Source organism: Pseudomonas sp. PDM04, assembly GCF_014851765.1.
Classification (GTDB): Bacteria; Pseudomonadota; Gammaproteobacteria; order Pseudomonadales; family Pseudomonadaceae; genus Aquipseudomonas.
Map to the genome: position 1 here is coordinate 38,242 of NZ_JACVAI010000006.1, position 24,313 is coordinate 62,554.

Below are 24,313 nucleotides of genomic sequence, written 5' to 3' on the forward strand. Positions count from 1 at the left end.
GCTGTCTACTGTCAGAAATAACAGGTTTTTTACCTGATATTGTCCGCTGGTCGAATAGTGCGGCCGCGTTTCGTGTTCGCCAGCCATTCTTTCTGCGGTCGAGACACATCAGGCCTGTCAAAACGACCGCACAATCCGCCCCAGCGTCTCCATCGCTTTTTCCGCCGCCTCATTCCAGGGGCTGCCGTAATTCAGGCGAATACAGTTCCTGAACCGCTGGGTCGGGGAAAAGATCGGTCCTGGTGCAATGCTGATCCCTTGGGCCAACGCCATCTGGAACAGCTTCAACGAATCCATCTGCGGCGGCAGCTCAAGCCATAGGAAGTAGCCGCCAGCCGGCTGGCTGACCCGGGTTTCTGCCGGGAAGTACCGGACTATCGCCGCCAGCATCGCGCTCTGTTGTTCCTCCAGTGCGTAACGCAACTTACGCAGATGCCGGTCGTAGCCGCCGTGTTGCAGGTAGTCGGCAATCGCCGCCTGGGCAGGCATCGACGCGCACAGCGAGGTCATGAGTTTGAGCCGTTCGATTTTCTGCGCATAGCGTCCGGCCGCCACCCAGCCCACCCGATAACCGGGCGCCAGGCTTTTCGCGAACGAGCCGCAATGCATCACCAGTCCTTCGGTGTCGAAGGCCTTGGCCGGCTTTGGCGCCTGCTGGCCGTAATAGAGCTCGGCGTACACATCGTCTTCGATCAGTGGCACTTGATGCTGGCGCAACAGCTCCACCAGCTCCTGTTTCTTCGCCTCGGGCATGGTCGAGCCCATCGGGTTCTGGAAGCTGGTCATGCACCAGCAGGCCTTGATCGGGTGGCGTTCCAGGGTTTGCGCGAGTACGCCGAGGTCGATGCCGTCACGCGGGTGCACGGGGATTTCCACGGCTTTGAGTTTCAACCGCTCCAGAATCTGCAGGCAGGCGTAGAACGCCGGGGCTTCGATGGCCACCAGGTCACCCGGCTCGGTCACCGCTTGCAGGCACAGGTTCAGCGCTTCCAGGGCGCCGTTGGTGATCAGCAACTCTTCCATGGGCAGCATCAGGCCGCCGACCATGTAACGCAGGGCGATCTGGCGCCGCAGTTGCGGGTTGCCTGGCGACATGTCGGTGACGACCATGCGCGGGTCCATGTCCCGGGTGGCGCTGGCCAGTGAGCGCGACAGGCGTTGCAGGGGGAACAAGGTCGGGCTGGGAAAGGCTGAGCCAAAGGGCACGGTGGTCGGGTCCTTGATCGAGTCGAGGACCGAGAACACCAGTTCGCTGACGTCGACTTCGGTGGACTCGTTGACCTGGCTGCTGATCACCGGCTCGGAAAACGGGCTTGGCGCATGGGTGTTGACGAAATAACCGGAGCGCGGGCGGGCGCGGATCAGGCCGCGGCGTTCCAGCAGGTAATAGGCCTGGAACACCGTGGACGGGCTGACGCCGTAGGTCTGGCTCGCGTATCGCACCGAAGGCACGCGTTGGCCGGGGCCCAGGACGCCGGAGCGGATCAGTTCAGCGATGTCATCGGCGAATTTTTCGTAGCGTTTCATCTAAAGCCCGTTGGGTGTCATTCGGTGAAATCGGGGTGAGCTTCTCGCGAGCAGTCGCTCCCACAAAGCCGCTCGCAACACGGTGGGAGCGAGCCTGCTCGCGATGGGCGCACTGAAGTTTAAGGGATCAGCGATTCATCGGCGCAACAAACCTGCTCTTCGCCACGGCGTAAATACCGGGCTCGTCGCTGTCGATGACTTTAAAGCTCAGGGTCTGTGAACTGCTGGCGGGTCGGTCCGTGGTCATTGCCACCGACACCGGTACATCGACAATTTCCCCGGCGGCCAGGCTCAGCTCCGTTCGTCCTTGCAGCTGGAAGCCGGCGCCATCGACCAGGCTCAGTTGATAGTCCTGACGTTGCTGGGTCTTGTTGATCACCTTGAGGCTGTAGATGTTCTCGATCTGGCCCCGACCGTTTTCCCGGAACAGGCCACGGTCCTTGGTCACGTCCAGCGATACCATCGGCCGTTCGATCAGCGCCAGGGCCAGGGCGCCGATCATCGCCACCAGCACCACGGTGTAACCGATCAGGCGTGGACGCAGCAGGTGCGTCTTGCCGCCCTGCAACTCCCGTTCGGAGGTGTAGCGAATCAAGCCGCGCGGGTAGTTCATCTTGTCCATGATCGAGTCACAGGCATCGATGCAGGCGGCGCAACCGATGCATTCCATCTGCAAACCGTCGCGAATGTCGATGCCGGTCGGGCAGACCTGGACGCAGAGCTGGCAATCGATGCAATCGCCAAGCCCCACTTCGGCCGGCTTGACCTCGCGTTTGCGTGGGCCGCGATTTTCGCCACGGGCGACATCGTAGGAAATGGCCAGGGTGTCCTTGTCGAACATCACGCTCTGAAACCGTGCATAGGGGCACATGTGGATGCACACCGCCTCACGCAGCCAACCGGCGTTAAGGTAAGTGGCACCGGTGAAGAACAGCACCCAGAACAGGCTGACGCCGCCGATCTGCAGGGTCAGCAGTTCTGCGGCCAGCGGCCGGATCGGGGTGAAGTAGCCCACGAAGGTCAGGCCTGTGATCAGGCTGATCGCCAGCCACGCCGTGTGCTTGACCGAGCGTCGTATCAGCTTGTTCAGGCTCCAGGGCGCCGCCTTCAGCTTTATCCGCTGGTTGCGCTCGCCTTCGATGACCTTCTCGCACCACATGAAGACCCAGGTCCAGGAACTCTGTGGGCAGGTGTAGCCGCACCAGACGCGTCCGGCAAACACGGTGATCGCGAACAGGCCGAACGCGGCAATGATCAGCAACCCCGACAACAGGATGAAGTCCTGTGGCCAGAACGTTGCGCCAAAGATGTGGAATTTGCTTTCGGAAAGGTCCCAGAGCACGGCCTGGCGATCGCCCCAGTTCAACCAGGCAGTGCCGAAGAACAGCAGGTACAAAAGGCCCGCACCGAGCAGGCGCAGGTTACGAAACCTGCCGGTGAAACTGCGGGTGTGGACCAGGGTGTCAGTGGACTTGGCCTTCATCTTTGGACGCGAAGGCTCGAAGGTTTCTACGGTTCGGACGGGGATTAGTTCGCTCATGGTCTTTCGCTCATCAGCCTCCATCAGGCCGGGTCACTATGAGCGACGAACTGTTTGCATAACAGACTCAGCTATTTCAATAAAAAGCGGATCAGATGAGTGTGCAGCCGTTGCCTGCGACAACTTGAAGCACTTGTGTTGCCGGCACGCGGGCGCCTATATCAGGGGCCCGCGCGGTGTGTTGATGCGCGTCAGTCAAATCACCGAATCACTGTCCGTGGCTTTCAAGTGGCGGCGCCCGTCCACCGCACCTGCTACGGTCAATGCATCCGCTTCTGCTTCGGTGATGTAGATGCGCTGCCCGTTGATCTCGACGGCCGACATCGATTTTTCGCGGTCGGTGATGATCTCCACGTCAGGGCAGAGGCGAATTTCCTCGCCGTTCTCGGTGGTGAAGAAGCAGGTCTGGTTCTCGATACGTACAGTCATGGCTCTGTCCTTGTTTCGGCGGGTTATACCGCGTTAGGGCACAACAGATGGCCATCGTTCTGTGCAACTGATTAATGGTCGGTGCGGTCCATCCTCTATCGATCAATAACAAGGATTGCGCCATGGACGCCTGGTGGCATGAGGTTTGGGTAACCCTGCAAGCGGAATTCGCCGACATCGGCGACGCCGCGCAACTGACGCGGATTACCGTCAGACTGCTGATCGCGGCACTGCTGGGCGCGATCCTGGGTTTTGAGCGCGAGCACAAGGGCAAGGCGGCCGGGGTTCGCACCCACATGCTGGTCGCACTGGGCGCAGCGCTGTTTGTGCTGGTGCCGCAAACGGCGGGCGCCCAGGCGGATGCCATGAGTCGCGTGGTGCAGGGCGTAATTGCCGGTATCGGTTTCCTCGGCGCCGGCACCATCCTGAAAAACCAGGAAGGCGACGAAGGCCACGTCAAAGGCCTGACCACCGCCGCCGGCCTCTGGATGACCGCCGCCATTGGTGTTTCGGCCGGGCTGGGACGAGAGGCCACGGCGGTGTTCAGTACGTTGCTGGCGTTGGCGGTGTTCAGCGTGATGCCGAGGATTGTGAAGATGTTCGAGAACGAGAAGGAGGCTTCGTAGGCTGTTCAGGGTCCGAGAAGCAGGATCTCCAGTGGTGTATGCCGACTTTTCCCAAGCGGGTTCACTCCCACAGCATCACGCCCAACCTGTGGGAGCGCACTTGATCGCGATGGGCGCCCACGATGAAGCGCCCTTACTGACATTCCACAGTTGCGTCGGGTTTTTCGCGAGCGAGCTCCCTCCTTCAGGAAAATCGAGATTGCTGAACGGTCATCACTCAGGCGCCACAATCACCGGCGGCATGGTCGATGGCGGTTCTTCTCGTGGCGGCGGGGTGGTGCCGGGCGGGTCCTTTTCGGGGACCGGTTCCGGTTCGGTGGGCGGAATGGTCGGCGAGTCGATGTTCGGATCGGGTGTTTCGGCTGGGATTGGAATGCTCATGGTGACGGCCTCCGGTGGCACATGGCGTAAGTCGTGCTTAAGTTGGTTGACCACCGGGCGAGGGATTTGATTCCACGACAATTCACCTGAACTTTTATCCGGACCTGCCGCTCGGAACCTAAGTGAGTTCATTCCGGGGCCGACGGTCCTGTGCGAATGGCGACCCTGCACTTGAGCGTCCATGGGGCGTAAAGGAGAGATGCTCGATGACTGCCGAAACACCGACAGAGCTGGACTACAACGCTCACATGCCGCTGTCGCAGGCTTTGCTGCTGCCGCGCATTGCGATCGAGAGCACGATGCCGACCCTCGAAGGCGGGCAGTTTGCCGTTAAAGCGGTGGCGGGGCAGGAGGTGGTGGTCACCAGCAAGGTGTTTGCCGACGGGCACGACAAGCTGGCGGTGCAGGTGCGCTGGCGGGCCGAGGGCGAGCAGACCTGGCAACGCGAATCCATGACCGACCTGGGTAACAACGGTTGGCGCGGGCAGTTTCGCGTCAGGACGCAGGGGCGCTATGTGTTTTGCATCGAGGCCTGGATCGATCAGTTCGCCAGCTTCTGCTATGAACTGGAGAAGAAGCACGCCGCCGGTGTGCCGGTGAGCCTTGAGTTGCAGGAAGGTCGTCATCTTGTCCAGGCCGCCGCCGAGCGCTCCGACGGGCCACTCAGTGAAGCGCTGGCGGCGCTGCACCATGAACTGGCAGCACTGCTCGAAATGGAGCAGGTGGCGCTGTTTCTGCAACCGCGCAGCGCCGACCTGATGGCCCAGGCCGATCACCGTGCTTATTTGAGCTTCAGTCCCGAATATCCGCTGGACGTCGAGCGCGAACTCGCCGAGTTCGCCAGTTGGTATGAGTTGTTTCCGCGCTCGATCACCGACGATCCCGCCCGTCATGGCACCTTCAATGATGTGCATTCACGGCTGCCGATGATCCAGGACATGGGCTTCGATGTGCTGTACTTCCCGCCGATCCACCCGATCGGCCGCAGTTTCCGCAAAGGCCCGAACAACTCCCTGACGGCGGGCCCGGATGATCCGGGCAGTCCGTATGCCATCGGTAGCGCAGAAGGCGGGCACGAGGCGATTCACCCGCAACTGGGCAGCCGCGAAGATTTCCGTCGCCTGGTCGCGGCGGCCGCCGCCCACGGCCTGGAAATCGCCCTCGATTTCGCCATCCAGTGCTCCCAGGACCACCCGTGGTTGCAGCAGCATCCGGGCTGGTTCAACTGGCGGCCGGACGGCACGATCAAGTACGCGGAGAATCCGCCGAAAAAATACCAGGACATCGTCAACGTCGACTTCTATGCCGCCGACGCGATCCCCAGCCTCTGGATAGAATTGCGCGACATTGTCGTCGGCTGGGTGGAAGAGGGCGTGAAGATCTTTCGTGTCGACAACCCGCACACCAAGCCGTTGCCGTTCTGGCAATGGCTGATCGCCGACGTGCGGGCGCTGCACCCTGAAGTGATTTTCCTCGCTGAAGCCTTCACAACGCCCGCGATGATGGCGCGCCTGGGCAAGGTCGGTTACTCCCAGAGCTACACCTACTTCACCTGGCGCAACACCAAGCACGAATTGTCGACCTATTTTTCCGAACTCAACCAGTCGCCGTGGCGCGAGTGCTACCGGCCGAACTTCTTCGTCAATACGCCGGACATCAACCCGGCCTTCCTGCATGAGTCGGGCCGCGCCGGCTTTCTGATCCGCGCGGCGCTGGCGACCATGGGGTCCGGGCTGTGGGGCATGTATTCAGGGTTTGAGTTGTGTGAGTCGGCCGCGGTGCCGGGCAAGGAGGAATACCTCGATTCCGAGAAGTACGAGATCCGCCCGAGGGATTTCAATGCGCCGGGCAACATCATCGCCGAGATCGCCCAGCTCAATCGCATCCGTCGGCAGAACCCGGCCTTGCACACACACCTGGGCCTGACGATCTACAACGCCTGGAACGACAACATCCTGTATTTCGGCAAGCGCAGTGCCGATGGCAGCAATTTCATCCTGGTTGCGGTCAGCCTCGACCCACATAACGTCCAGGAGGCGAATTTCGAGTTGCCGCTGTGGGAGTTGGGGTTGCCCGATGACGCCAGCACCCAGGGTGAAAACTTGATGAACGGCCATCGCTGGACGTGGCATGGCAAGTACCAGTTCATGCGGATCGACCCGGCGCATCAACCGTTCGGCATCTGGCGGATCACGGCTTAACAAGCACGACATCTGTGGGAGCGAGCCTGCTCGCGATTGCGGTCTGCAATCACCATGAGGGTGACTGACATGTCCCCTTCGCGAGCAGGCGCGCTCCCACACATTGATGACGGCTTTCTCGAATTCAACAGGAGTGACCCATGGCGAAGAAACCCAAGGCTGCCACCTTTATCAAGGATCCGCTCTGGTACAAGGATGCCGTGATCTACCAGGTCCACGTGAAATCATTTTTCGACTCCAACAACGACGGCATCGGCGATTTTCCCGGCCTGATCGACAAGCTTGACTACATCGCCGATCTTGGCGTCAACACCATCTGGCTGCTGCCGTTTTACCCCTCGCCACGCCGCGACGATGGTTATGACATTGCCGAATACCGGGGTGTGCATACTGATTACGGCACCCTGGCCGATGCCAGGCGGTTTATCGCCGAAGCCCACAAGCGTGGCCTGCGGGTGATTACCGAGCTGGTCATCAACCACACCTCCGACCAGCACCCCTGGTTCCAGCGGGCACGCAAGGCCAAGCCTGGTTCGGCGGCGCGGGATTTCTACGTGTGGTCCGACGACGATGGCAAATACGATGGCACGCGGATCATTTTTCTCGACACCGAGAAATCCAACTGGACCTGGGACCCGGTGGCCGGCCAGTACTTCTGGCACCGTTTCTACTCGCACCAGCCGGACCTGAACTTCGATAATCCGCAGGTGATGAAGGCCGTGCTGTCGGTGATGCGCTACTGGCTGGACATGGGGATCGACGGCCTGCGCCTGGATGCGATTCCCTACCTGATCGAACGCGACGGCACCAACAACGAAAACCTGCCGGAGACCCACGACGTCCTCAAGCAGATCCGCGCCGAAATCGATGCCAACTATCCCGACCGCATGCTGCTGGCCGAAGCCAACCAGTGGCCGGAAGACACCCAGCTGTATTTTGGTGACACCGACAAGTCCGGGCTCAACGGCGACGAATGTCACATGGCGTTCCATTTCCCGCTGATGCCGCGCATGTACATGGCGCTGGCCCAGGAGGACCGCTTCCCGATTACCGATATCCTGCGCCAGACCCCGGAAATCCCGGCCAACTGCCAGTGGGCGATCTTCCTGCGCAATCATGATGAGCTGACGCTGGAGATGGTCACCGACAAGGAGCGCGACTACCTGTGGAATTACTACGCGGCGGACCGCCGCGCGCGGATCAACCTGGGGATCCGTCGACGCCTCGCCCCGTTGATGGAACGCGACCGGCGTCGTGTCGAGCTGCTCAACAGCCTGCTGCTGTCGATGCCCGGGACGCCGACCCTGTATTACGGGGACGAGATCGGCATGGGCGACAACATCTACCTGGGTGACCGCGACGGCGTGCGTACACCGATGCAGTGGTCGATCGACCGTAACGGCGGCTTCTCCCGTGCCGATCCGGCGAGCCTGGTGCTGCCACCGATCATGGACCCGCAGTACGGTTACCTGTCGGTCAACGTCGAAACCCAGGCCGGCGATCCGCATTCGCTGTTGAACTGGACGCGCCGAATGCTTGCCGTGCGCAAACAGTCCAAGGCCTTCGGGCGCGGCACGCTGAAGATGCTGTCGCCGAGCAATCGGCGGATCCTGGCCTACACCCGTGAATTCACCGGGGACGATGGCCGGCACGAAATCATTCTGTGCGTGGCCAACGTATCCCGCAGCGCCCAGGCAGCGGAGCTGGACCTCTCGGCCTACGTCGGCATGGTGCCGGTGGAAATGCTCGGCGGTAACGCCTTCCCGCCGATCGGCCAGTTGAATTTCCTCCTGACCCTGGCGCCGTATGGTTTCTACTGGTTCGTGTTGGCCGCCGAGAATCAGATGCCCAGCTGGCACGTGGAGCCGGCACAAAGCCTGCCGGATTTCACCACGCTGGTGCTGAAAAAACGCATGGAAGAATTGCTCGAAGCGCCGTCCCGCGCCACGTTGGAGCAAACCATCCTGCCGAACTGGTTGCAGAACCGTCGCTGGTTCGCCGGCAAGGACGCAGCCATCGAAGCGGTGACGCTGGCCTACGGCGTGCGTTTCGGAGATGCGCAGCATCCGGTGCTGCTCAGTGAGATCGATGTCACCAGCGGCGGCCAGACCAGCCGCTACCAGTTGCCGTTCGGCTTCATTGCCGAAGATCAGGTGGGCCCCGCGCTGCCTCAGCAATTGGCATTGTCGCGGGTGCGACGAGGGCCACAGGTCGGTTTGATCACTGATGCCTTCACCCTCGAAAACTTCATCCGCGCGGTGCTCCAGGGCATGCAGAACAACAGCGTGTTGCCGTGCGAAGGTGGCGAAATCCGTTTCGAGCCGACGGCCGAGCTGGCCAGGTTGGGCCTGACCACTGAATCCGAAGTGCGCTACCTGTCCGCCGAACAGTCCAACAGTTCCGTGGTGATCGGCAGCAGCCTGGTGCTCAAGCTGATCCGCAAGGTGGCCTCTGGCGTTCACCCGGAACTGGAAATGAGCGCCTACCTGACCGAGGCCGGCTTCGCCAACATCTCACCGCTGCTGGGCTCGGTGGTGCGCCGCGATGCGCAGGGCCAAGACAACCTGCTGATGATCGCCCAGGGCTACCTGAGCAATCAGGGCGATGCGTGGGAGTGGACCCAGAACAACCTCGAGCGGGCGCTGCGCGACGAACTGGCGGACGCCATGTCCGAGCAGGAGCAGCATTACAACGCCCTTGGCGAATTGAAGGACTTCGCCGGCATGCTGGGTCAGCGCCTGGGCGAAATGCACCAGGTGCTGGCCGCACCGACCGACAACCCGGACTTCGCCCCGCAGGTCACCACGCAGAAAGACGCCATGGCCTCGGCCAGGGATGTCGCGGCGCAAGTGGAACACGCGCTGAAATTGCTCAAGCAACATCAAAATGAACTGAACCCCGGCGACAGAAACCTGGTCAGTCAGATGCTGGACAACAAAAAGGCGATCCTCACTCATATCCAGGCGCTGGGCAAACAGGCGGCCGGTGGCTTGCGCATTCGGGTGCATGGCGACTTGCACCTGGGGCAGGTCCTGGTGATCAAGGGCGATGCCTACCTGATCGACTTTGAAGGCGAACCGGCGCGGCCATTGGCCGAACGGCGCGGCAAGCACAGTCCGTACAAGGATGTCAGTGGCGTGCTGCGTTCCTTCGATTACGCGGCGGCGATGGCGATCAACGTGCATAACGTCGATAACACCGCCGATGCCCAGGCTGCCAGGGAACGGGTATCCCGGCGCTACCTGATCGAGGCGAAACAGGCATTTGTCGACGCGTATCGGCTGGCGGCAGCTAGTCTTAGTCATGCTTGGCAGGAACCGGGAGGCGAGGACGCCGCGCTGGCGTTGTTCGGTCTGGAAAAGGCGGCATACGAGGTGGCTTATGAGGCTGAGAACCGGCCTACCTGGCTGCCCGTGCCGTTGCACGGTTTATATGGATTATTGAGTGGGCTTAAACCCTTTTCCGATCTTGGTGGAGAGTAGTCATGAGTTTCTCGAACAAGGAACAGGGTCACCGCAAAGAGGCGTTACTGCCCAGATCGCGGGATATTGAGGCGCTGGTACGCGCCGAACACCACGACCCATTTGCCATTCTCGGCCCCCACGGCGACGATGCCGGCGGGCAGTACATTCGCGCTTATCTGCCGGACGCGTTGAGCGTCCAGGTGCTGAGCAAGGACACGGGCGAAGAACTCGGTGCGCTGCAAGCCACCGAGACACCCGGGCTGTTCGTCGGGCACTTCGATCATGCGCAGCCCTACGTCCTGCGCACGCGCTGGGCCGGTGGCGAGCAGGTCGCCGAAGACCCTTACAGTTTTGGTCCGCTGCTGGGCGAGATGGACTTGTACCTGTTTGCCGAAGGCAATCACCGCGACCTGAGCAGTTGCCTTGGCGCGCAGTTGAAAAACGTCGAGGGTGTCGACGGCGTGCGTTTCGCCGTGTGGGCACCGAATGCCAAGCGGGTGTCGGTGGTCGGCGACTTCAACAATTGGGATGGGCGTCGGCACCCGATGCGCCTGCGGCATCCCACCGGGGTCTGGGAGTTGTTCATTCCGCGCCTGGGGGCCGGGGAGGCCTACAAATACGAGATTCTCGGCGCTCATGGCATCTTGCCTTTGAAAGCCGATCCGATGGCGCTGGCCACCACGTTGCCGCCGGACACCGCCTCGAAAGTCGCCGCACCGCTGAACATCGACTGGCAGGATCAGCAATGGATGCAGGACCGGCTCGAACGCTCGAAACCAAGCGCGCCGCTGTCGATCTACGAATTGCACGCCGGCTCCTGGCAGTGCGAACTGGACGACCTGGGCGAAGTGGCCCGCCAGTACACCTGGCACGAGTTGGGCGAACGCCTGATTCCATATGTGAAGGAGCTGGGTTTCACCCATATCGAGCTGATGCCGATCATGGAGCATCCGTTCGGCGGTTCGTGGGGCTATCAATTGCTGTCGCAGTTCGCCCCGAGCGCTCGTTACGGTTCACCGCAAGATTTCGCCGCGTTCGTCAATGCGTGCCACCTGGCGGGCATCGGCGTGATCCTCGACTGGGTGCCGGCGCATTTCCCCACCGATACCCACGGCCTGGCGCAATTCGACGGCACCGCGCTGTATGAGTACGGCAACCCGCAGGAAGGCTTTCACCAGGATTGGGACACGCTGATCTACAACCTTGGCCGAACCGAGGTGCACGGCTACATGCTGGCGTCGGCGCTGCATTGGCTCAAGCATTTCCACGTCGATGGCCTGCGTGTCGATGCCGTGGCGTCGATGCTGTACCGCGACTACTCGCGCAAGGCCGGCGAGTGGGTGCCGAACCGTCACGGCGGGCGCGAAAACCTGGAAGCTATCGATTTCCTGCGTCACCTCAATGACGTGGTCAATCTCGAAGTCCCCGGCGCGCTGGTGATCGCCGAAGAGTCAACCGCGTGGCCTGGTGTGAGCCAGAACACACAGCAGGGCGGCCTGGGGTTCGACTACAAATGGAACATGGGCTGGATGCACGACTCGCTGCATTACATCCAGCAAGACCCGGTCTACCGTGCCCATCACCATAACGAACTGAGCTTTGGCCTGGTGTACGCCTGGTCCGAGCGCTTCATCCTGCCGATCTCCCATGACGAAGTGGTGCACGGCAAACACTCGCTGATCGACAAGATGCCGGGCGACCGCTGGCAGAAGTTCGCCAACCTGCGGGCGTACCTGAGCTTCATGTGGGCGCATCCGGGCAAGAAACTGCTGTTCATGGGTTGCGAGTTCGGCCAGTGGCGCGAGTGGAACCACGACCAGCAACTGGATTGGTACCTGCTGCAGTATTCGGAACACAAAGGCGTGCAGAAACTGGTCGGCGACCTCAACCAGTTGTACCGCGCCGAGCCGGCGCTGCACGACCAGGACGACGCCCCGCAAGGCTTCCAGTGGCTGATTGGCGACGACGCGATCAACAGCGTCTACGCCTTCCTGCGCTGGAGCAAGGATGGGCGACCGCTGCTGGTGGTGGCCAACTTCACACCGGTGCCACGGGCCGGTTATCGCATCGGCGTGCCGTTTGCCGGGCGCTGGAGCGAAGTGATCAACAGCGATTCGGCCACTTATGCCGGCTCGAACTACGGCAACGGCGGTGGGGCGTTTACCGAGGAGGAGGCGAGCCACGGGCAGGCCATGTCATTGGTGCTGAACTTGCCGCCGTTGGCGGTATTGATGTTAAGGCCGGAGGGGTGATTCGAGGCTGACACGCCTTGCTGCGGCAAATGATCTGTTGATCGGTCGGGGCAAGGCGCGCCAGCTGTTGCTCTGCTCGGGAAGCATGGCTAACAACCTGCGCCAATCATTACGATTATCTGGATCCACGTGATTTCCAGTTTCCGAGTATCTGGAAAGCGCGATTGGCTGTTGTACCAACATACTCATAACCACTCCCCGCAACATTCAATTTGTCGGGGTGGATGAGTAACGAGATTCTTCGGAACTCTCTGAGATTGAAACCCTCCGGAAATATCGCCCGCTCATTTCCTGCGTTGGCAATGATTCGATTGGCCAGGGCAAGACCTTCAATAATTCTTGCGTCAGTGCCTGCCGGCAACGACCTCACGCTGGGCGCTGGCGCCGGGGTGGACATATTGACTGGTCGCGGCGCAGGGTCCTGACGTGAACTTGCGCCCGCATGACTCGGCCCTGGTCTGCTTCGCTCACTCCGTGCTCCAGGCGGCGGGCTATCAGGTCTTGGCGGCCGTGGAGGCGGTTGCTGCGGGCGCGGAGGTGGTTCCGGTGGACGTGGCGGAGGCGGGTTGAAGGACGATGGCCCGGCTCGACTGGAATGACTTGCAGGAGGCGGTTCCGAAAAGTCGCCCCAACTGTCGAATTCACCAGGAGTATAGAATGGTCTATGTGATGAACGGGTATACCCAGGTTCGCCCGGCGCTGAGAAAGGTTGGAATCGGTTGGCTTCCCTTAAATGATTCAGGAACAGTTGATGATCGTCTAAGTCGGCGAGTAACCCGGCAAGGCCAGTCCTTCTGATCTCTTCAACTGACTTCACCGTGTCAAAAAGCTTTTTGACCTGTCGTTGAAAATAATGGCTATTTTTTTTCCCTTCTATGGACTCTATTTTTCTTAATTTTCTAATGTAGTGCTTCGTCCGCGCAACGTCACGCAGGTAGTAAGTGTTCAAAGGCAAATGTTGTTTTAACATTGCTTTGAAGTCCTGCAAGTATTGCTCAGAGTTGAAATGTTCACCATGACTGCCTTGATTATCAAAGTAGACAATTGGATTATTGCTAACCATCGAATACAGATTCATTCCGTCCCGATAGCCGGACGGATCAGGGTTGATCCACCGTTGTAACCAAGGTGCGTAATAACGCCATCCATAGTAGTAAAGCCCCGTCGCATCCCGTGGCGTATTGGAGTAGCGCAAAGTCTTGTACTTGGCTTCGGTTGCGTTCCTGCCAGCCCAGAGTGCGGTGCCACCGAACGGGTAAAACCATTCCTGGCTGATCAAACCAGCGTTCTGGTCAAGTTCCAGCGAACTGGATTGCAAGTGGTCGCCAACGCTGTAGCGCATCTGGTCCTGGGCGATTTCATCCGGACGTTTCTCCGCCCAATGCAGGACCTGCACGCTGTTGCTGCCGGCATTGACGGAAATGACGTGAAGGATTTCCCCGGTGCCGCTGTGGCTACGGATTTCCAGGCCGTCCAGGTAACGCACTTCGCGGATCACGGCGCGGGCGTTGGTCAGACTGGAGTGCACTTTGCGCACCCGTTGCCCATCGCCGTCGTAGAGGTAGTGTTCGCCGTCGTCCGGCGCTTGCTCTCGCACGACTGGGCGCACTTCGTGCAATTGATTGCGCAGATCCCAGGTTAACCGCTGCCCTTTCTGCAATTCGTTCAGATTGCCATTGGCATCGAACCCTTCGTCCTGTCGATTCACTGCGGTATCGAGCAAGCAACGATTACTGTAGCGAGCCCGGGTCAAAGTGCGGCTATGGGCTTGAGCGCCGACGTGAGTGAGGTCCAGCAGATTGCCGCCGGCGTCGTAATGATAGGTCTGACGGTAATTGGCGATCTGACCGGGATCCGGGGGCAGGGGCTGCAGGTCGGGCAGGGCGGGGCCAGCACTGCCGGTCCCGGCTTCGTACCCAGTCGCTTCGATCACTTGGTAGAGCGTGTCGTAGCGGTAGGTTTTGCGAGGTTCGATGCGCTGATTCCTGAAATAGCGAATCGGTTGCTCGGCGTCCTCGATGCTCAGCACATTCCCCATGGCGTCGTAGTGGTACTTCAGGAGTTGCAGTGCGGTTCCATCGGCCTTGTGGGCGCTCAGCTCGGTCAGTCGGCCATTGGCCTCGTCGTAGCGATGGCGGGTAATGACGCCGTTGCCCGCCGTTTCCGCTTGAACCTGGCCGATAGCGTTGTAATGAAGATCGCTGACCAGCAGCTTTTCACTTTGACCTGGGCCGGCCAGGGTCAGGCGCAGGTTTTTCAGTTGGCCATCGACGGTGTAGGCGAAGGCCTGACGGTTGTCCATGGCGTCGGTCTGGCTCAGTGACTCGGCGCTGGCGGCGAAGTCACAGTGTGTCGTCGCGCCGTTGCCAGGTTCGAGCAAGGCATCTCGTTGTGCCATTTCCAATGGCCAATCCGGCGCGTTGGTGTCGCGCAAAAAGCGTCGGGTGTGTTTCAACGGGGTGCCGTGGAGGCTCATGTCATGAACATGAACCGAGCCGGCCGGGTCGTCATGACGACACAACTGCCCACACAGATTATGCGCAGCACTGTCCGCGCCCGCATCGGCATAGGTAAAGCGTTCAAGCGTGTGCAGGGGAACATCGATACCCTGTTCGCGGAGCGCGATCAGTCGAAGCAGTTCGTCATGTTCATACTGCGTGTGACTGCCGCGACCGTCCCAGGTTTCCACGCTTTGCCCCGCCTCGCCCTGCAAGGCAACACGCCACCCGGCGTCCACGCTGTCGGTCAGCAAGGGGATGCCGGACAAGCTCAGGGTCTGCTGGGTGTTGAACGGCGTCGATTCATCGGTACGGGCCAGGTCGAACAGATAGGGGTCGCGGCCGGCGACCAGGCGACCAACCGCGTCGTAACGCTGCTGTGTAACCCGAGAGTCAATCGGATCATTCGCTTCACGGCGGTGATATCCCACGGCCCTGACCGACAACCCCCGTGCGTCAGACACAGCTAGGGTGGGTGTACCCGAGTGTGCGTGGACCGAAACTCCTGCTGCCATTGAGGTTGCCTCCACTATTAAGTCAATTGCCTGAACGGACCTTCCAGTTGTCGATAATTTGAAAGGCTCTCGTCGCGGCTTCGTTGACTTGAGCCGTCCCTTCCAACTTGAGTCGGTCAGGATGGACTCTTAATGAAATATGCATGAACTCCCTGCGGTTAAACCCGTTCGGGAATATGGCGTCCTGATTTCCTTCATTGGCTATGATACGAAGTGCCAGTTCATAACCTTCGATGATCTTTGGGTCGGTGCCTTCGGGTAATACGGGGAAACTCTGCAGAGGCGTTGGCGTAGCGGGTTGTTGTGCCGCAGTTGCCTCTCCGCCGCTCGTCCGTGAACCCCCCTGGCCACCTTTTGGTGAGGTAGCGGGACCGGGTTGTGGCTCTTCGCGGAAAGTACGCGCGCGACTGGGGCCCGGTTGGGGGGCTTGCCGGAAAGTACTTGAAGAACCGGGTTGCGATGATGCTCCCGAGTTGAAATCACCTGCATAAGCAGTGTCGTCCGATTGAGACCAGCCCGCTCCCCAATCAAAGTTAAAAAGATCTTCCATCCACTTTGGATTGCCTGAGCTGCCTCTGTGTGTCGCGCTGGCCGCCTCCTTAAAGGGCTCGAAATTGAAGGCTTTGCGCAAATTGCGTAGAAATGTTCGGTAGTCTTCAATCTTCGAGGTATCTCGATAGGGAGGCCTGTCATCGAGGACGCTTTGGCTGGAGCGCAGCGTTTTACCGAGCTTTATCACTTGTCTTCGGAAATGTAGTTTTTGCTCGTCGGTCTCGATCGAATCTATTTTCAAGAGCTTTTTCTTGTAATGTTTGTAAGCGTCGAGGGAGAAAGCTTTTATGTAATTATCTTTTAATTGAAAATTTCGCAGTATTTCCTTGAAGTCGCTCAGATATTGCTCGTGGTTGAAGCTTTGTCCATTGCGACCCTGATTGTCGTAATAGACTATAGGGCTGTTGCTGACCATCGAATACAAATTCATTCCGTCCGTATATCCGGCAGGGTCGGGATTAATCCAGCGCTGTAGCCACGGCGCGTAATAACGTAAGCCGTAGTAAAGGATTCCGGACGCGTCCCGTTCCTTACCGGAGTAACGCACGGTCTTGTACTTTGCTTCGATGCTGTTCCGACCGGCCCAGCGTGCTGTTCCACCAAACGCGTAATACCATTCCCAGCTGATCACATCGGCCTGCTGGTCCAGCTCCAGTGTGCTGGATTTGATTTGGTCATTCAGGCTGTAACGCAGCTGATCCTGGGCAATTTCATCAGGTTGATTGACGACCCAATGCAACACCTGTGTGCTGTTGCTGCCCGTGCTTACATTGATGACGTGGAGTACTTCCCCGGTACCCCCGTGACTGCGTATCTCCAGGCCGGGCAAGTAGCGAACTTCACACAATATCGTGCGGGCGTTGGTCACACTCGAACGTACCTTACGCACGCGCTGTCCGCTGCCGTCATAGACGTAGCATTCACGATCATCTTCGGTGTCTTCGCGGACAACCGGGCGCACCTCGCGCAATTGGTTTCGCAGGTCCCAATTCAGTCGCTGGCCGGCTTGCAACTCACGCAGATTGCCGTTTGCATCGAAGCCGTCCGCCAGTTCGGCTTCCGTGGGTGGACGGCCTTCACGCTCAGGCAGGCAGTGATTGCTGTATTTCGCTCGGGTCAGGGTGCGGCCTTGTGCTTGGGCGCCGACATGCACCAGGTCCAGCAGGTTGCCGCCGCTATCGTAATGAAAGGTCTGGGTGTAATGGGCGATCTGACCCGGATCCAGCGGCAGCGGTTGCAAGTCGGGCAGGGCGGGGCCGCCGCTGCCAGTTCGGGCTTCGCTTCCCGTGGCTTCAATCAACTGATCGAGGGTGTCATAGCGGTAGGTCTTGATCGGTTCGATACGCTGGTTGTTGAAGAAGCGGATTGGCTGCGCGGCATCCTCGATGCTCAGCACGTTGCCGACGGCGTCGTACAGGTAATGCAGCCGTTGCAGCGGCGTGCCGTCCGCCTTGTGTGCGCTCAATTCGGTCAGCCGACTGTTGGCCTTGTCCTGGAGGTGACGGGTGATGACGCCATTGCCGGCGGTCTCCCGCTCGATCTGGCCAAGGGCGTTGTAATGCAGGTCGCTGACCAGCCGTTGAGCGGGCTGCCCCTCGCCAGCCAGGGTCAAACGCGCTTCTTTCAATTGTCCGGCGCGGGTGTAGCTGAAGGATTGGACGTTGCCCATCGCGTCAGTCTGATTGAGGGCTTCACCACTTGCGGTGAAGGCACACAGCGTTGTGGCGCCGTCGCCGGGCTCCAGCAGTGCTTCTCTGTCGGCGATTGGCAGCGGCCAGTCGGGGGCGTCGGTAGTGAGAAGAAAGCGGCGTGTGTGGCTCAGCACGTTTGCAGTGAGCCCTGCATCATGGGTTTGCAGTGTTCCGGCGGGGTCATCATGCCGAATCAGCAGCCCGCACAGGTTGTGCAAGGCACTTTCCGAGCTGGCATCGGCGTAGGTGAAGCGTTCGAGCGTGTGCAGGGGAACATCGGCGCTTTGTTCGCGGGCGGCGACCAGTCGTAATAGTTCGTCATACTCATGCTGCGAATGGCTGCCACGACCGTCCCAGGTCTCCACTCCTTGCCCGGCCTCGGCATGCAGCGCGACACGCCATCCGGCGTCGACGCTGTCAGTCAACAACGCACTGCTCGAGAAGCTCAGCACTTGTTGAACATTAAACGGTGTTGAAGCATCCGTTTGTGCCAGGCCGAACAGATACGGATCACGACTGGCCAACAGCCGCCCGACCGCGTCGTAACGTTGTGCGGTCACTCGCGTATCGATCGGATCATCGGTTTCGCGGCGATGGAACTGCACCGTCCGGACCGGTAACCCACGCGCATCCGACACTTGAAGCGTCGGTGTGTCGAGATGCACGCGGGAGGAAGTACCGGTCGCCATTTGAGCAAGCCTTGATCAAGCGGACTTGCCAACTACAATGCACGACCCCCAACCGTCTGCCTACTGTTAGAAGTAACAGTTCGGACAGGCTTTCACCAACGCATCCGCACACCCAGGCTGCCGATCAAGCCGTTCAAGTCGTTATCGTCGACGTCGCTGCTGTAGTCGGCGCTGACGTACAGGCTGACGGCCGGTGTCATCCGCGCAACCAATCCCAACCCCACTTCGACGGTCGATGATTTACGGCTGCTGCTGATTTTGTCGACTTGGTCGAGGGTCACGGTGTTGCCGGTGTAGACGGTGTGCCACAAGTTGGTCCGTACATAGGGTTCGAACCCCAGGCCATTGATGTCGTAGCTACCTTTGAGTCGGGCACCGACCCGGCCGCTCCACGAGGTGAGGTCGCTGGACGATGCATTGCCGGAGCCCGCGTACGGGGTGTCCAGGGTGATGCGCTGATTGATCAACTGTGCCTGCGGTTCAACGACCCAGTTCTCGCTCAGGCCGATCGGAAAACCACCTTCCACCGAGAGTGTGACTGCGCTGCCTTCCGTGGCTTGCCGGGCGCCTTGCTGATTGCGACTGAACCCGTTGACGCGCCCGCCGCTGGCGCTCAGGTCGACGTGCCAGCCCTGAGGGCCGGTCAGGCTCCAGTAGGCGCCGAGGCTCTGGCCTTGCAGGTTCAGGGTGTCAGTATTGGGATCGGCCAGCGCGCGATGCGTCAGCGGACCGTCCACGTTGCCCCGGATCTGGTTGGTGCCACCGATCAGGCCGACTTGCTGGACATGACCGCTGCCGCTTTGCAGGGTCAGGATCGCCGGGCCTTTGTGCGGGTTGGCGTAGGCAAGGGCACCTGACTGGGATTCATAATCGGTCTGGGCCTGGCGCCCGGCCTGCCCATAGAGCTGATCCCAGGCCGAGGGCGCGGCGTCCTGGGTGGTCAGGCGTGTACTTCGACTGTCGGACGCAGCGCTGAACCGGCCGGGATAGCTGGCAGCCAGCGCGGGCAAGCTGAGCACAGGAACCTGCTGGTCATACCAGGGGGTTGTCTCTTCCTCGGCAGGTGAGGCCTGCACTTCCATGGATGAACACAGTAGAAGTGAACTCGACACCGTGCAGAAAGTCACTTTGATCTCTTGTTGGGTGAATGAAGTTTTCATGGAGGTCTACCTTGCAATCGCATGCTGGATCTCGCTGTGGCGTCTCTCCTACCCCGAACGAGGGGCGACCGAATGGAATGGGGGCAAGCCGCTGGCCGCCCGTTTTTACGGGTGTCTGGTGGGGTGCCCCCTCAGGTACTTCGGGGGTAGTACGTGAAGCTAAGAAGACCGACGACCGTGCGTCAAGAAAATGGCCGATAAGTGGTATGTGAATTTTAGCGATTGCAACTAACTGTTTTTGATCGAGACTCTAAGTTCTTGTTTGTTCAAAAAAACGTCCTGCCAGCCGCAGGCTAGAGGGGTTTGCATAGCAGGCTACCGGCTTACCAACTCACTCTCACCCCCATGTTCGCCTGGCTGCCTCGCAGCTGATTGCTGTCAATATTGCTGCTGTAATCGGTGCTGGCGTACACACTGACGGCCGATGACAGGCTCACGATCACGCCCACCCCCAGGTCCAGCGATGACGATTTCTGCTCGCTGACGATCTCATCCGTGCCGGCAAAGGTCACCGTGTCGGTCCCCGAGAAGGTGTGCCACAGGTTGGCACGCAGATAGGGTTCGACCGATCGGCCGCTGACCTGGTAACTGCCCTTGAGGCGCGCGCCGACGCGTCCGGTCCAGGCGCTGTCGGAGTCGAATGAAACACGCGACACGCCGTCATCCTGGCTGTCGAGGCTGACTTTCTGATAAATCGCTTGCGCCTGGGGTTCGATCACCCACTTGTCGCTGATGGCAATGGGGTAACCGACTTCTGCCGACAGGGTTGCGACGTGGCCCTCATTGTCGATTTTCCGGCCACGATCGGAATGACTGTCACCGTCGAGTCGGGTGTACATCGCCACGGTGTCGAGGTAGGCGCCTGCGGAGTCGGTCAGGGTCCAGTAGACCCCTGCGCTGTCGCCTTCGAGGTCCACTTTGCCGGCCTGTTTGCCTTCAAAGCCGCCATTGAAGCCGTCGACATCGCCACGCAGGCGCGAGTGGCCGACGAACAAACCGCTGCGCTGGATCTGGCCGCCGCTCAGTGTCGAGCCGAACAGATCGGTGCCGACCTGGAAACCATAAAGCGAGCCATCGACACGGGGGGTGACGGTCCCGGCCCAGGTCTGGTCGAAATTTTTGCCGTAGACCCGGCCCCAGCCCGCGCTCAGGGGGCCGGTTTGCGTGAGCAGCCCCTGATCGCCCTGGCGATCGTGGAAGGTGCCGAGGGCGTTCAGTGACAATTGTGCGGCGACCGGGGGCATCACCGACCACACCGGGACCTCCGGCCTGAAGATCGGGATCGGCGCAGCACCGGGTTGGACTGCGGGCAACACCGGAACGACCCCGGCAACAGCGGCAACCACCGGTACCGGCACCAGCGGCTCGAGGGTGGGTGGTAGCGTCGGGTCGGCATTGGCAACTTCCACCAGCGGCGGGGCGACCACCGAGGAGCGCAGGTACCAGCTGTTTTCGCTGCCGGCGGTGATGCCGCCCTTGAACAGGTTGTAGTCGTAGACACCGGCCGACACCGGCGCTGCCAGGGCGAATGCGCCGTTGTTGCTGACTGCCGTGCCTTGCGCCTGCACCAGCTGTATACCGTTCTGCAGGGTGAGGGCACCCGCGCCCCCCAGGTTGCTGACGGAAATCAACGTGGTGCCGGTCAAGGTGCCGTTGTTGACCACCAGTTTGTCGCTGGGCGAGGCGTCATCGCCCACTGCACTTTGCAACAGCAACTGACCGCCATTGCCGGCGTAGTTGCCCTGGACCGTGAGGGTGTCGCTGGTGCGTGTGTTGCCCTGGGTGAGATCGATGACCCCGCTGTTGTTCAGCGTGGCCATCAGGCCGGGGGTGAGCGGTGCAATGCCGCCCTGGACGGACGTCAGCCGGCTGCTGCCGTCCACGTTGAAGACGCCGGTGCCGATGTTGCTGTCGCCCAGGCGGAAGGTGTCATTGAGCAGGTCGAACCGCGAAGCGTTGGTCAGGTTGACCGTTTCCCAGTTGTTGTAGCGGCTGGCGCCAGAGGAGCGGGTCTGGTCGAAGGTCAAGCGATCGTTGCCGGCGCCGCCATCCATATTCGGATTGAGGGACAGGGTGCTGTCGGTCAGATTGCGCAGGGTGACACGATCGTTGCCCAGGTCCATCAAAACGGCCGAGCGGATGATTCCGCCACCGTCCCACAGCAGCGTGTCGTCGCCGATACTGGCGCGGACTTCGCCAACGATCTCGCCACCGGTGACGGTGATGCTGTCGTTGCCGCCGCTGACACTGACGTTGCCACCAATGAGTCCGCCGGAAACGATGATGGTGTCCTGGCCGAAACCGGTCACCAGATTGCCGAGGATAGTGCCGCCCGACAGGTCGAAAATATTGTTATCGAGTTTCATGTCGACCCGGCCGATGGATCCTCCGGTCATTTTGGCCACGTCGCCGTCTTCGAAAGCGCCGGTGATGGTGCCACCGGTCATCAGGAACGTGTCACGGCTGTCACCCTGGGCCAGGGAACCGATGGTCCCGGCACTCATGGTGAAGCGGTCGATGCCACTGCCCTGGTTGACCGCCGTGCTGATGGTCCCGCCCGCAATATTCACGGTGTTGGTGCCGTCGCCCACATTGAGCGATCCGTTGATGACACCTGAATTCATGATCACGGTGTCTGCGCCGGCGCCGAAGGTTACGTTGCCGTTGATCGAGCCGGTGCCGTTGGCGGGGAAGGTCAGGCTGTTGTCGCCCGCGTTATCGGTCAACGGGCCACTGCTGCCACTGTCACACATGAAGTTGTCGTTGCCGCCGGTGGGCGTCAATGCACAGGCCGCCAAGGCGGTTTGGGCGCTGCCCGCACAGAGCAGCAAGGAAAAGGCGCAGACGGAATAACGGCCCATTGGCCGTTGCGTCGAAAAGGTCATGTTCGTCTCTCCGCATTGATTTGCGCCTGAGCTGTGCACGCCCTTGGAGTGGCAGTGGCTCAGGCGCCCATGGCAGCGCGAATTGACGACAAATACAGCTCCCTGCTGAAAACCCTGGCAAAACTTGCGCTACGATCCCGTCCGTATCAGCCATGGATACAGACAGCTGCACCGTATCAACAGATTTTGCAGCCGGCTACTGTCATAAATAACAGGTTGGGCAACTTTTTTTGCGTTGTGGCGGCTCAGGCCGCCGGGTCACAAATGCACCTCCACCGCCAGCGGCAGGTGATCGGACAGGTGTGTCCATGGCTTGCTGCCCAGAATTTTCGGGTCGTGGCTGCTGGCGTTGCGCAGATAAATCCGGTCCAGACGCAACAAGGGGAAACGTGCCGGATAGGTCTTGGCCGGGCGGCCGTGGTGACGCTCGAAGGCTTCGTGCAGGTAATCGCGACGCGCCAGAGTGGCGTTGCCTTGCAACTGCCAGTCGTTGAAGTCGCCGGCAATGATCACCGGGGCGTCGTCCGGCAAGGATTCGAGTAACTGGCACAACAGCTCCAGCTGCAGCTGGCGATGGCTTTCCAGCAAGCTCAGGTGTACGCAGATGGCATGAACCTCGTTATGGCCCGGCACATCCAGAATGCAATGCAGCAACCCACGCCGCTCGGGTCCGGTGATCGACACATCGAGGTTGCGGTATTCGCGGATCGGGTATTTGGACAGCAAGGCATTGCCGTGGTGGCCGTCGGGGTAGACCGCATTGCGCCCATAGGCGAAGTCGCTCCACATGCTGTCGGCCAGGAATTCGTATTGCGACGTTTGTGGCCAATTGTTGAAACGCGAGGAATGGCGCTCGTGCTCACCGACCACTTCCTGCAGGAACACCACATCCGCCGACGTGCTGCGTACCGCCTCACGTAGTTCCGGGAGGATGAAGCGCCGGTTGAATGCGGTGAAACCCTTGTGGGTGTTGACCGTCAGTATCCTGAGTCGATGAACCACCGGGGGTGTGCTCGATGGCACCGATTCAACGGCCTGCCGCTTGGAATCACTGGTCACTTTCACTCCTCTGAATCTGGGTTGCCTATGTATGCGACTGATCCGGCAGCGGGCAGTTCAGTCGGACACCGGCACTCAGACGAAGACGATTTCATACGGCAGGCGCATACGCTCCAGCAGCACCGGCGGCAGCAACGGCGGCAGGCCGACCGCAGGCTCGCCGTCGAGCTGGCTGGCGTAGGCGTGGGTGGCGTGGCTTTTGCGCGCCACGGTCCAGGTGTCGAGCCGCAGCTTGCGTGCCCGGTGCCAGGGGAAGAGGTTGCTGTCGCGTGTTGGCCAGTGCCAGGCCCATACCGGCACTTCGTTGAAGACTGCGCCCACCAGCGCGGCGGCGTGGGCGCTGGCTCGGCCCACCGCGTCGTGGTCGATGTTGCCGTCCTCGCGCCAAGTGCTGAACACCACGTCGCCTGGGCGCAGGTAGCGGGCGATGAATTCACTCAACTGACGTTCGCGTTCGGCCAGGGCGTTATCGGTGAACCCCCCGCGAATCCATTTCAGGCTATGCATGGGCAAACCGAGGCGGCGCAAGGCTTCGACGCTTTCCTGGGGGCGAAACACACTGAGACGTTTCTCCGACCATTGCTGCGAGCCCGGATGACTGGCGCTGCCGTCGGTGATCGAGATCAATTGCAGGGGGTGGCCCAGGGCGCTGAGTAACTGCAGCAGGCCACCGCAAGTCACCACTTCGTCGCCGGGATGCGGGGCGATCACCACGGCGCGTGCGCCGGGCGGGACCAGCGTCTGGGTGTTGATCACCGGAACATTGTCCAGTTGAAGCGCAGTGTTCCAGATCTGGGCTGACAGACTACTGTCGATGAGGGATACGGGTTTCATCAGGCTACGT

Annotated in this window: 14 protein-coding genes; 4 read left to right on the plus strand and 10 right to left on the minus strand. The window is 60.5% G+C overall.

What is annotated here, in order from left to right; translation table 11 throughout:
- Nucleotides 1-117 precede the first annotated feature (117 nt).
- From mapR to IB249_RS22310, 3 genes are all read right to left on the minus strand, one after another.
- Nucleotides 118-1,527: a GntR family transcriptional regulator MpaR gene (gene mapR / locus IB249_RS22300; protein ID WP_192307887.1), complete on the minus strand. Its 1,410-nt coding sequence runs from the start codon at nt 1,525-1,527 to the stop codon at nt 118-120.
- A gap of 127 nt (nt 1,528-1,654) precedes the next feature.
- A complete protein-coding gene (gene ccoG / locus IB249_RS22305) occupies nt 1,655-3,067 on the minus strand; it encodes a cytochrome c oxidase accessory protein CcoG (protein ID WP_192307888.1) in 1,413 nt (470 codons plus the stop codon).
- A 195-nt stretch (nt 3,068-3,262) separates the two neighbouring features.
- Nucleotides 3,263-3,496, minus strand: coding sequence for a DUF3203 family protein (locus IB249_RS22310; protein ID WP_192307889.1), 234 nt, complete (start codon nt 3,494-3,496; stop codon nt 3,263-3,265).
- 122 nt (nt 3,497-3,618) lie between these two features.
- Between IB249_RS22310 and IB249_RS22315 the strand changes: the two genes are divergently transcribed.
- Entirely contained in the window at nt 3,619-4,122 is a 504-nt protein-coding gene (locus IB249_RS22315; protein ID WP_192307890.1) for an MgtC/SapB family protein, read from the plus strand.
- A 213-nt stretch (nt 4,123-4,335) separates the two neighbouring features.
- Here IB249_RS22315 and IB249_RS22320 read toward each other — a convergent pair whose 3' ends face one another.
- Nucleotides 4,336-4,503, minus strand: a complete 168-nt coding sequence (locus IB249_RS22320; RefSeq protein WP_192307891.1) for a hypothetical protein — start codon at nt 4,501-4,503, stop codon at nt 4,336-4,338.
- A 206-nt stretch (nt 4,504-4,709) separates the two neighbouring features.
- Between IB249_RS22320 and IB249_RS22325 the strand changes: the two genes are divergently transcribed.
- The 3 genes from IB249_RS22325 to glgB all read left to right on the plus strand — a co-directional run bounded on the left by IB249_RS22325 (nt 4,710) and on the right by glgB (nt 12,420).
- Complete coding sequence (locus tag IB249_RS22325; RefSeq protein WP_192307892.1) at nt 4,710-6,704, plus strand: alpha-1,4-glucan--maltose-1-phosphate maltosyltransferase; 1,995 nt, start codon at nt 4,710-4,712, stop codon at nt 6,702-6,704.
- Nucleotides 6,705-6,844: 140 nt separating this feature from the next.
- A complete protein-coding gene (gene treS, locus IB249_RS22330) occupies nt 6,845-10,186 on the plus strand; it encodes a maltose alpha-D-glucosyltransferase (protein WP_192307893.1) in 3,342 nt (1,113 codons plus the stop codon).
- A gap of 2 nt (nt 10,187-10,188) precedes the next feature.
- A complete protein-coding gene (gene glgB, locus IB249_RS22335; RefSeq protein WP_192307894.1) occupies nt 10,189-12,420 on the plus strand; it encodes a 1,4-alpha-glucan branching protein GlgB in 2,232 nt (743 codons plus the stop codon).
- Nucleotides 12,421-12,535: 115 nt separating this feature from the next.
- Here the strand turns inward: glgB and IB249_RS30015 are convergent, their stop codons facing one another.
- The 6 genes from IB249_RS30015 to IB249_RS22365 all read right to left on the minus strand — a co-directional run bounded on the left by IB249_RS30015 (nt 12,536) and on the right by IB249_RS22365 (nt 24,303).
- A complete protein-coding gene (locus IB249_RS30015; protein ID WP_318653509.1) occupies nt 12,536-15,349 on the minus strand; it encodes an RHS repeat-associated core domain-containing protein in 2,814 nt (937 codons plus the stop codon).
- Between the two features lie 106 nt (nt 15,350-15,455).
- On the minus strand, nt 15,456-18,365 hold the full coding sequence (locus IB249_RS22345) for an RHS repeat-associated core domain-containing protein (protein WP_192307896.1): 2,910 nt from the start codon (nt 18,363-18,365) through the stop codon (nt 15,456-15,458).
- Between the two features lie 92 nt (nt 18,366-18,457).
- Nucleotides 18,458-19,525 (minus strand): autotransporter outer membrane beta-barrel domain-containing protein, encoded by a 1,068-nt coding sequence (locus IB249_RS22350; RefSeq protein WP_192307897.1) that lies wholly within the window; start codon nt 19,523-19,525, stop codon nt 18,458-18,460.
- A 323-nt stretch (nt 19,526-19,848) separates the two neighbouring features.
- Nucleotides 19,849-22,410, minus strand: coding sequence for an autotransporter outer membrane beta-barrel domain-containing protein (locus tag IB249_RS22355; protein ID WP_192307898.1), 2,562 nt, complete (start codon nt 22,408-22,410; stop codon nt 19,849-19,851).
- Nucleotides 22,411-22,668: 258 nt separating this feature from the next.
- Complete coding sequence (locus IB249_RS22360; RefSeq protein WP_192307899.1) at nt 22,669-23,469, minus strand: endonuclease/exonuclease/phosphatase family protein; 801 nt, start codon at nt 23,467-23,469, stop codon at nt 22,669-22,671.
- A gap of 75 nt (nt 23,470-23,544) precedes the next feature.
- Nucleotides 23,545-24,303, minus strand: coding sequence for a PIG-L deacetylase family protein (locus IB249_RS22365; RefSeq protein ID WP_192307900.1), 759 nt, complete (start codon nt 24,301-24,303; stop codon nt 23,545-23,547).
- Nucleotides 24,304-24,313 lie beyond the last annotated feature (10 nt).

Excerpts from the sequence above, each read along its gene's own strand:
- mapR (WP_192307887.1), bottom strand. The coding sequence starts at position 1,527 with ATGAAACGCTACGAAAAATTCGCCGATGACATCGCTGAACTGATCCGC.
- ccoG (WP_192307888.1), bottom strand. The coding sequence starts at position 3,067 with ATGAGCGAACTAATCCCCGTCCGAACCGTAGAAACCTTCGAGCCTTCG.
- IB249_RS22310 (WP_192307889.1), bottom strand. The coding sequence starts at position 3,496 with ATGACTGTACGTATCGAGAACCAGACCTGCTTCTTCACCACCGAGAAC.
- IB249_RS22315 (WP_192307890.1), top strand. The coding sequence starts at position 3,619 with ATGGACGCCTGGTGGCATGAGGTTTGGGTAACCCTGCAAGCGGAATTC.
- IB249_RS22320 (WP_192307891.1), bottom strand. The coding sequence starts at position 4,503 with ATGAGCATTCCAATCCCAGCCGAAACACCCGATCCGAACATCGACTCG.
- IB249_RS22325 (WP_192307892.1), top strand. The coding sequence starts at position 4,710 with ATGACTGCCGAAACACCGACAGAGCTGGACTACAACGCTCACATGCCG.
- treS (WP_192307893.1), top strand. The coding sequence starts at position 6,845 with ATGGCGAAGAAACCCAAGGCTGCCACCTTTATCAAGGATCCGCTCTGG.
- glgB (WP_192307894.1), top strand. The coding sequence starts at position 10,189 with ATGAGTTTCTCGAACAAGGAACAGGGTCACCGCAAAGAGGCGTTACTG.
- IB249_RS22345 (WP_192307896.1), bottom strand. The coding sequence starts at position 18,365 with ATGGCGACCGGTACTTCCTCCCGCGTGCATCTCGACACACCGACGCTT.
- IB249_RS22350 (WP_192307897.1), bottom strand. The coding sequence starts at position 19,525 with ATGAAAACTTCATTCACCCAACAAGAGATCAAAGTGACTTTCTGCACG.
- IB249_RS22355 (WP_192307898.1), bottom strand. The coding sequence starts at position 22,410 with ATGACCTTTTCGACGCAACGGCCAATGGGCCGTTATTCCGTCTGCGCC.
- IB249_RS22365 (WP_192307900.1), bottom strand. The coding sequence starts at position 24,303 with ATGAAACCCGTATCCCTCATCGACAGTAGTCTGTCAGCCCAGATCTGG.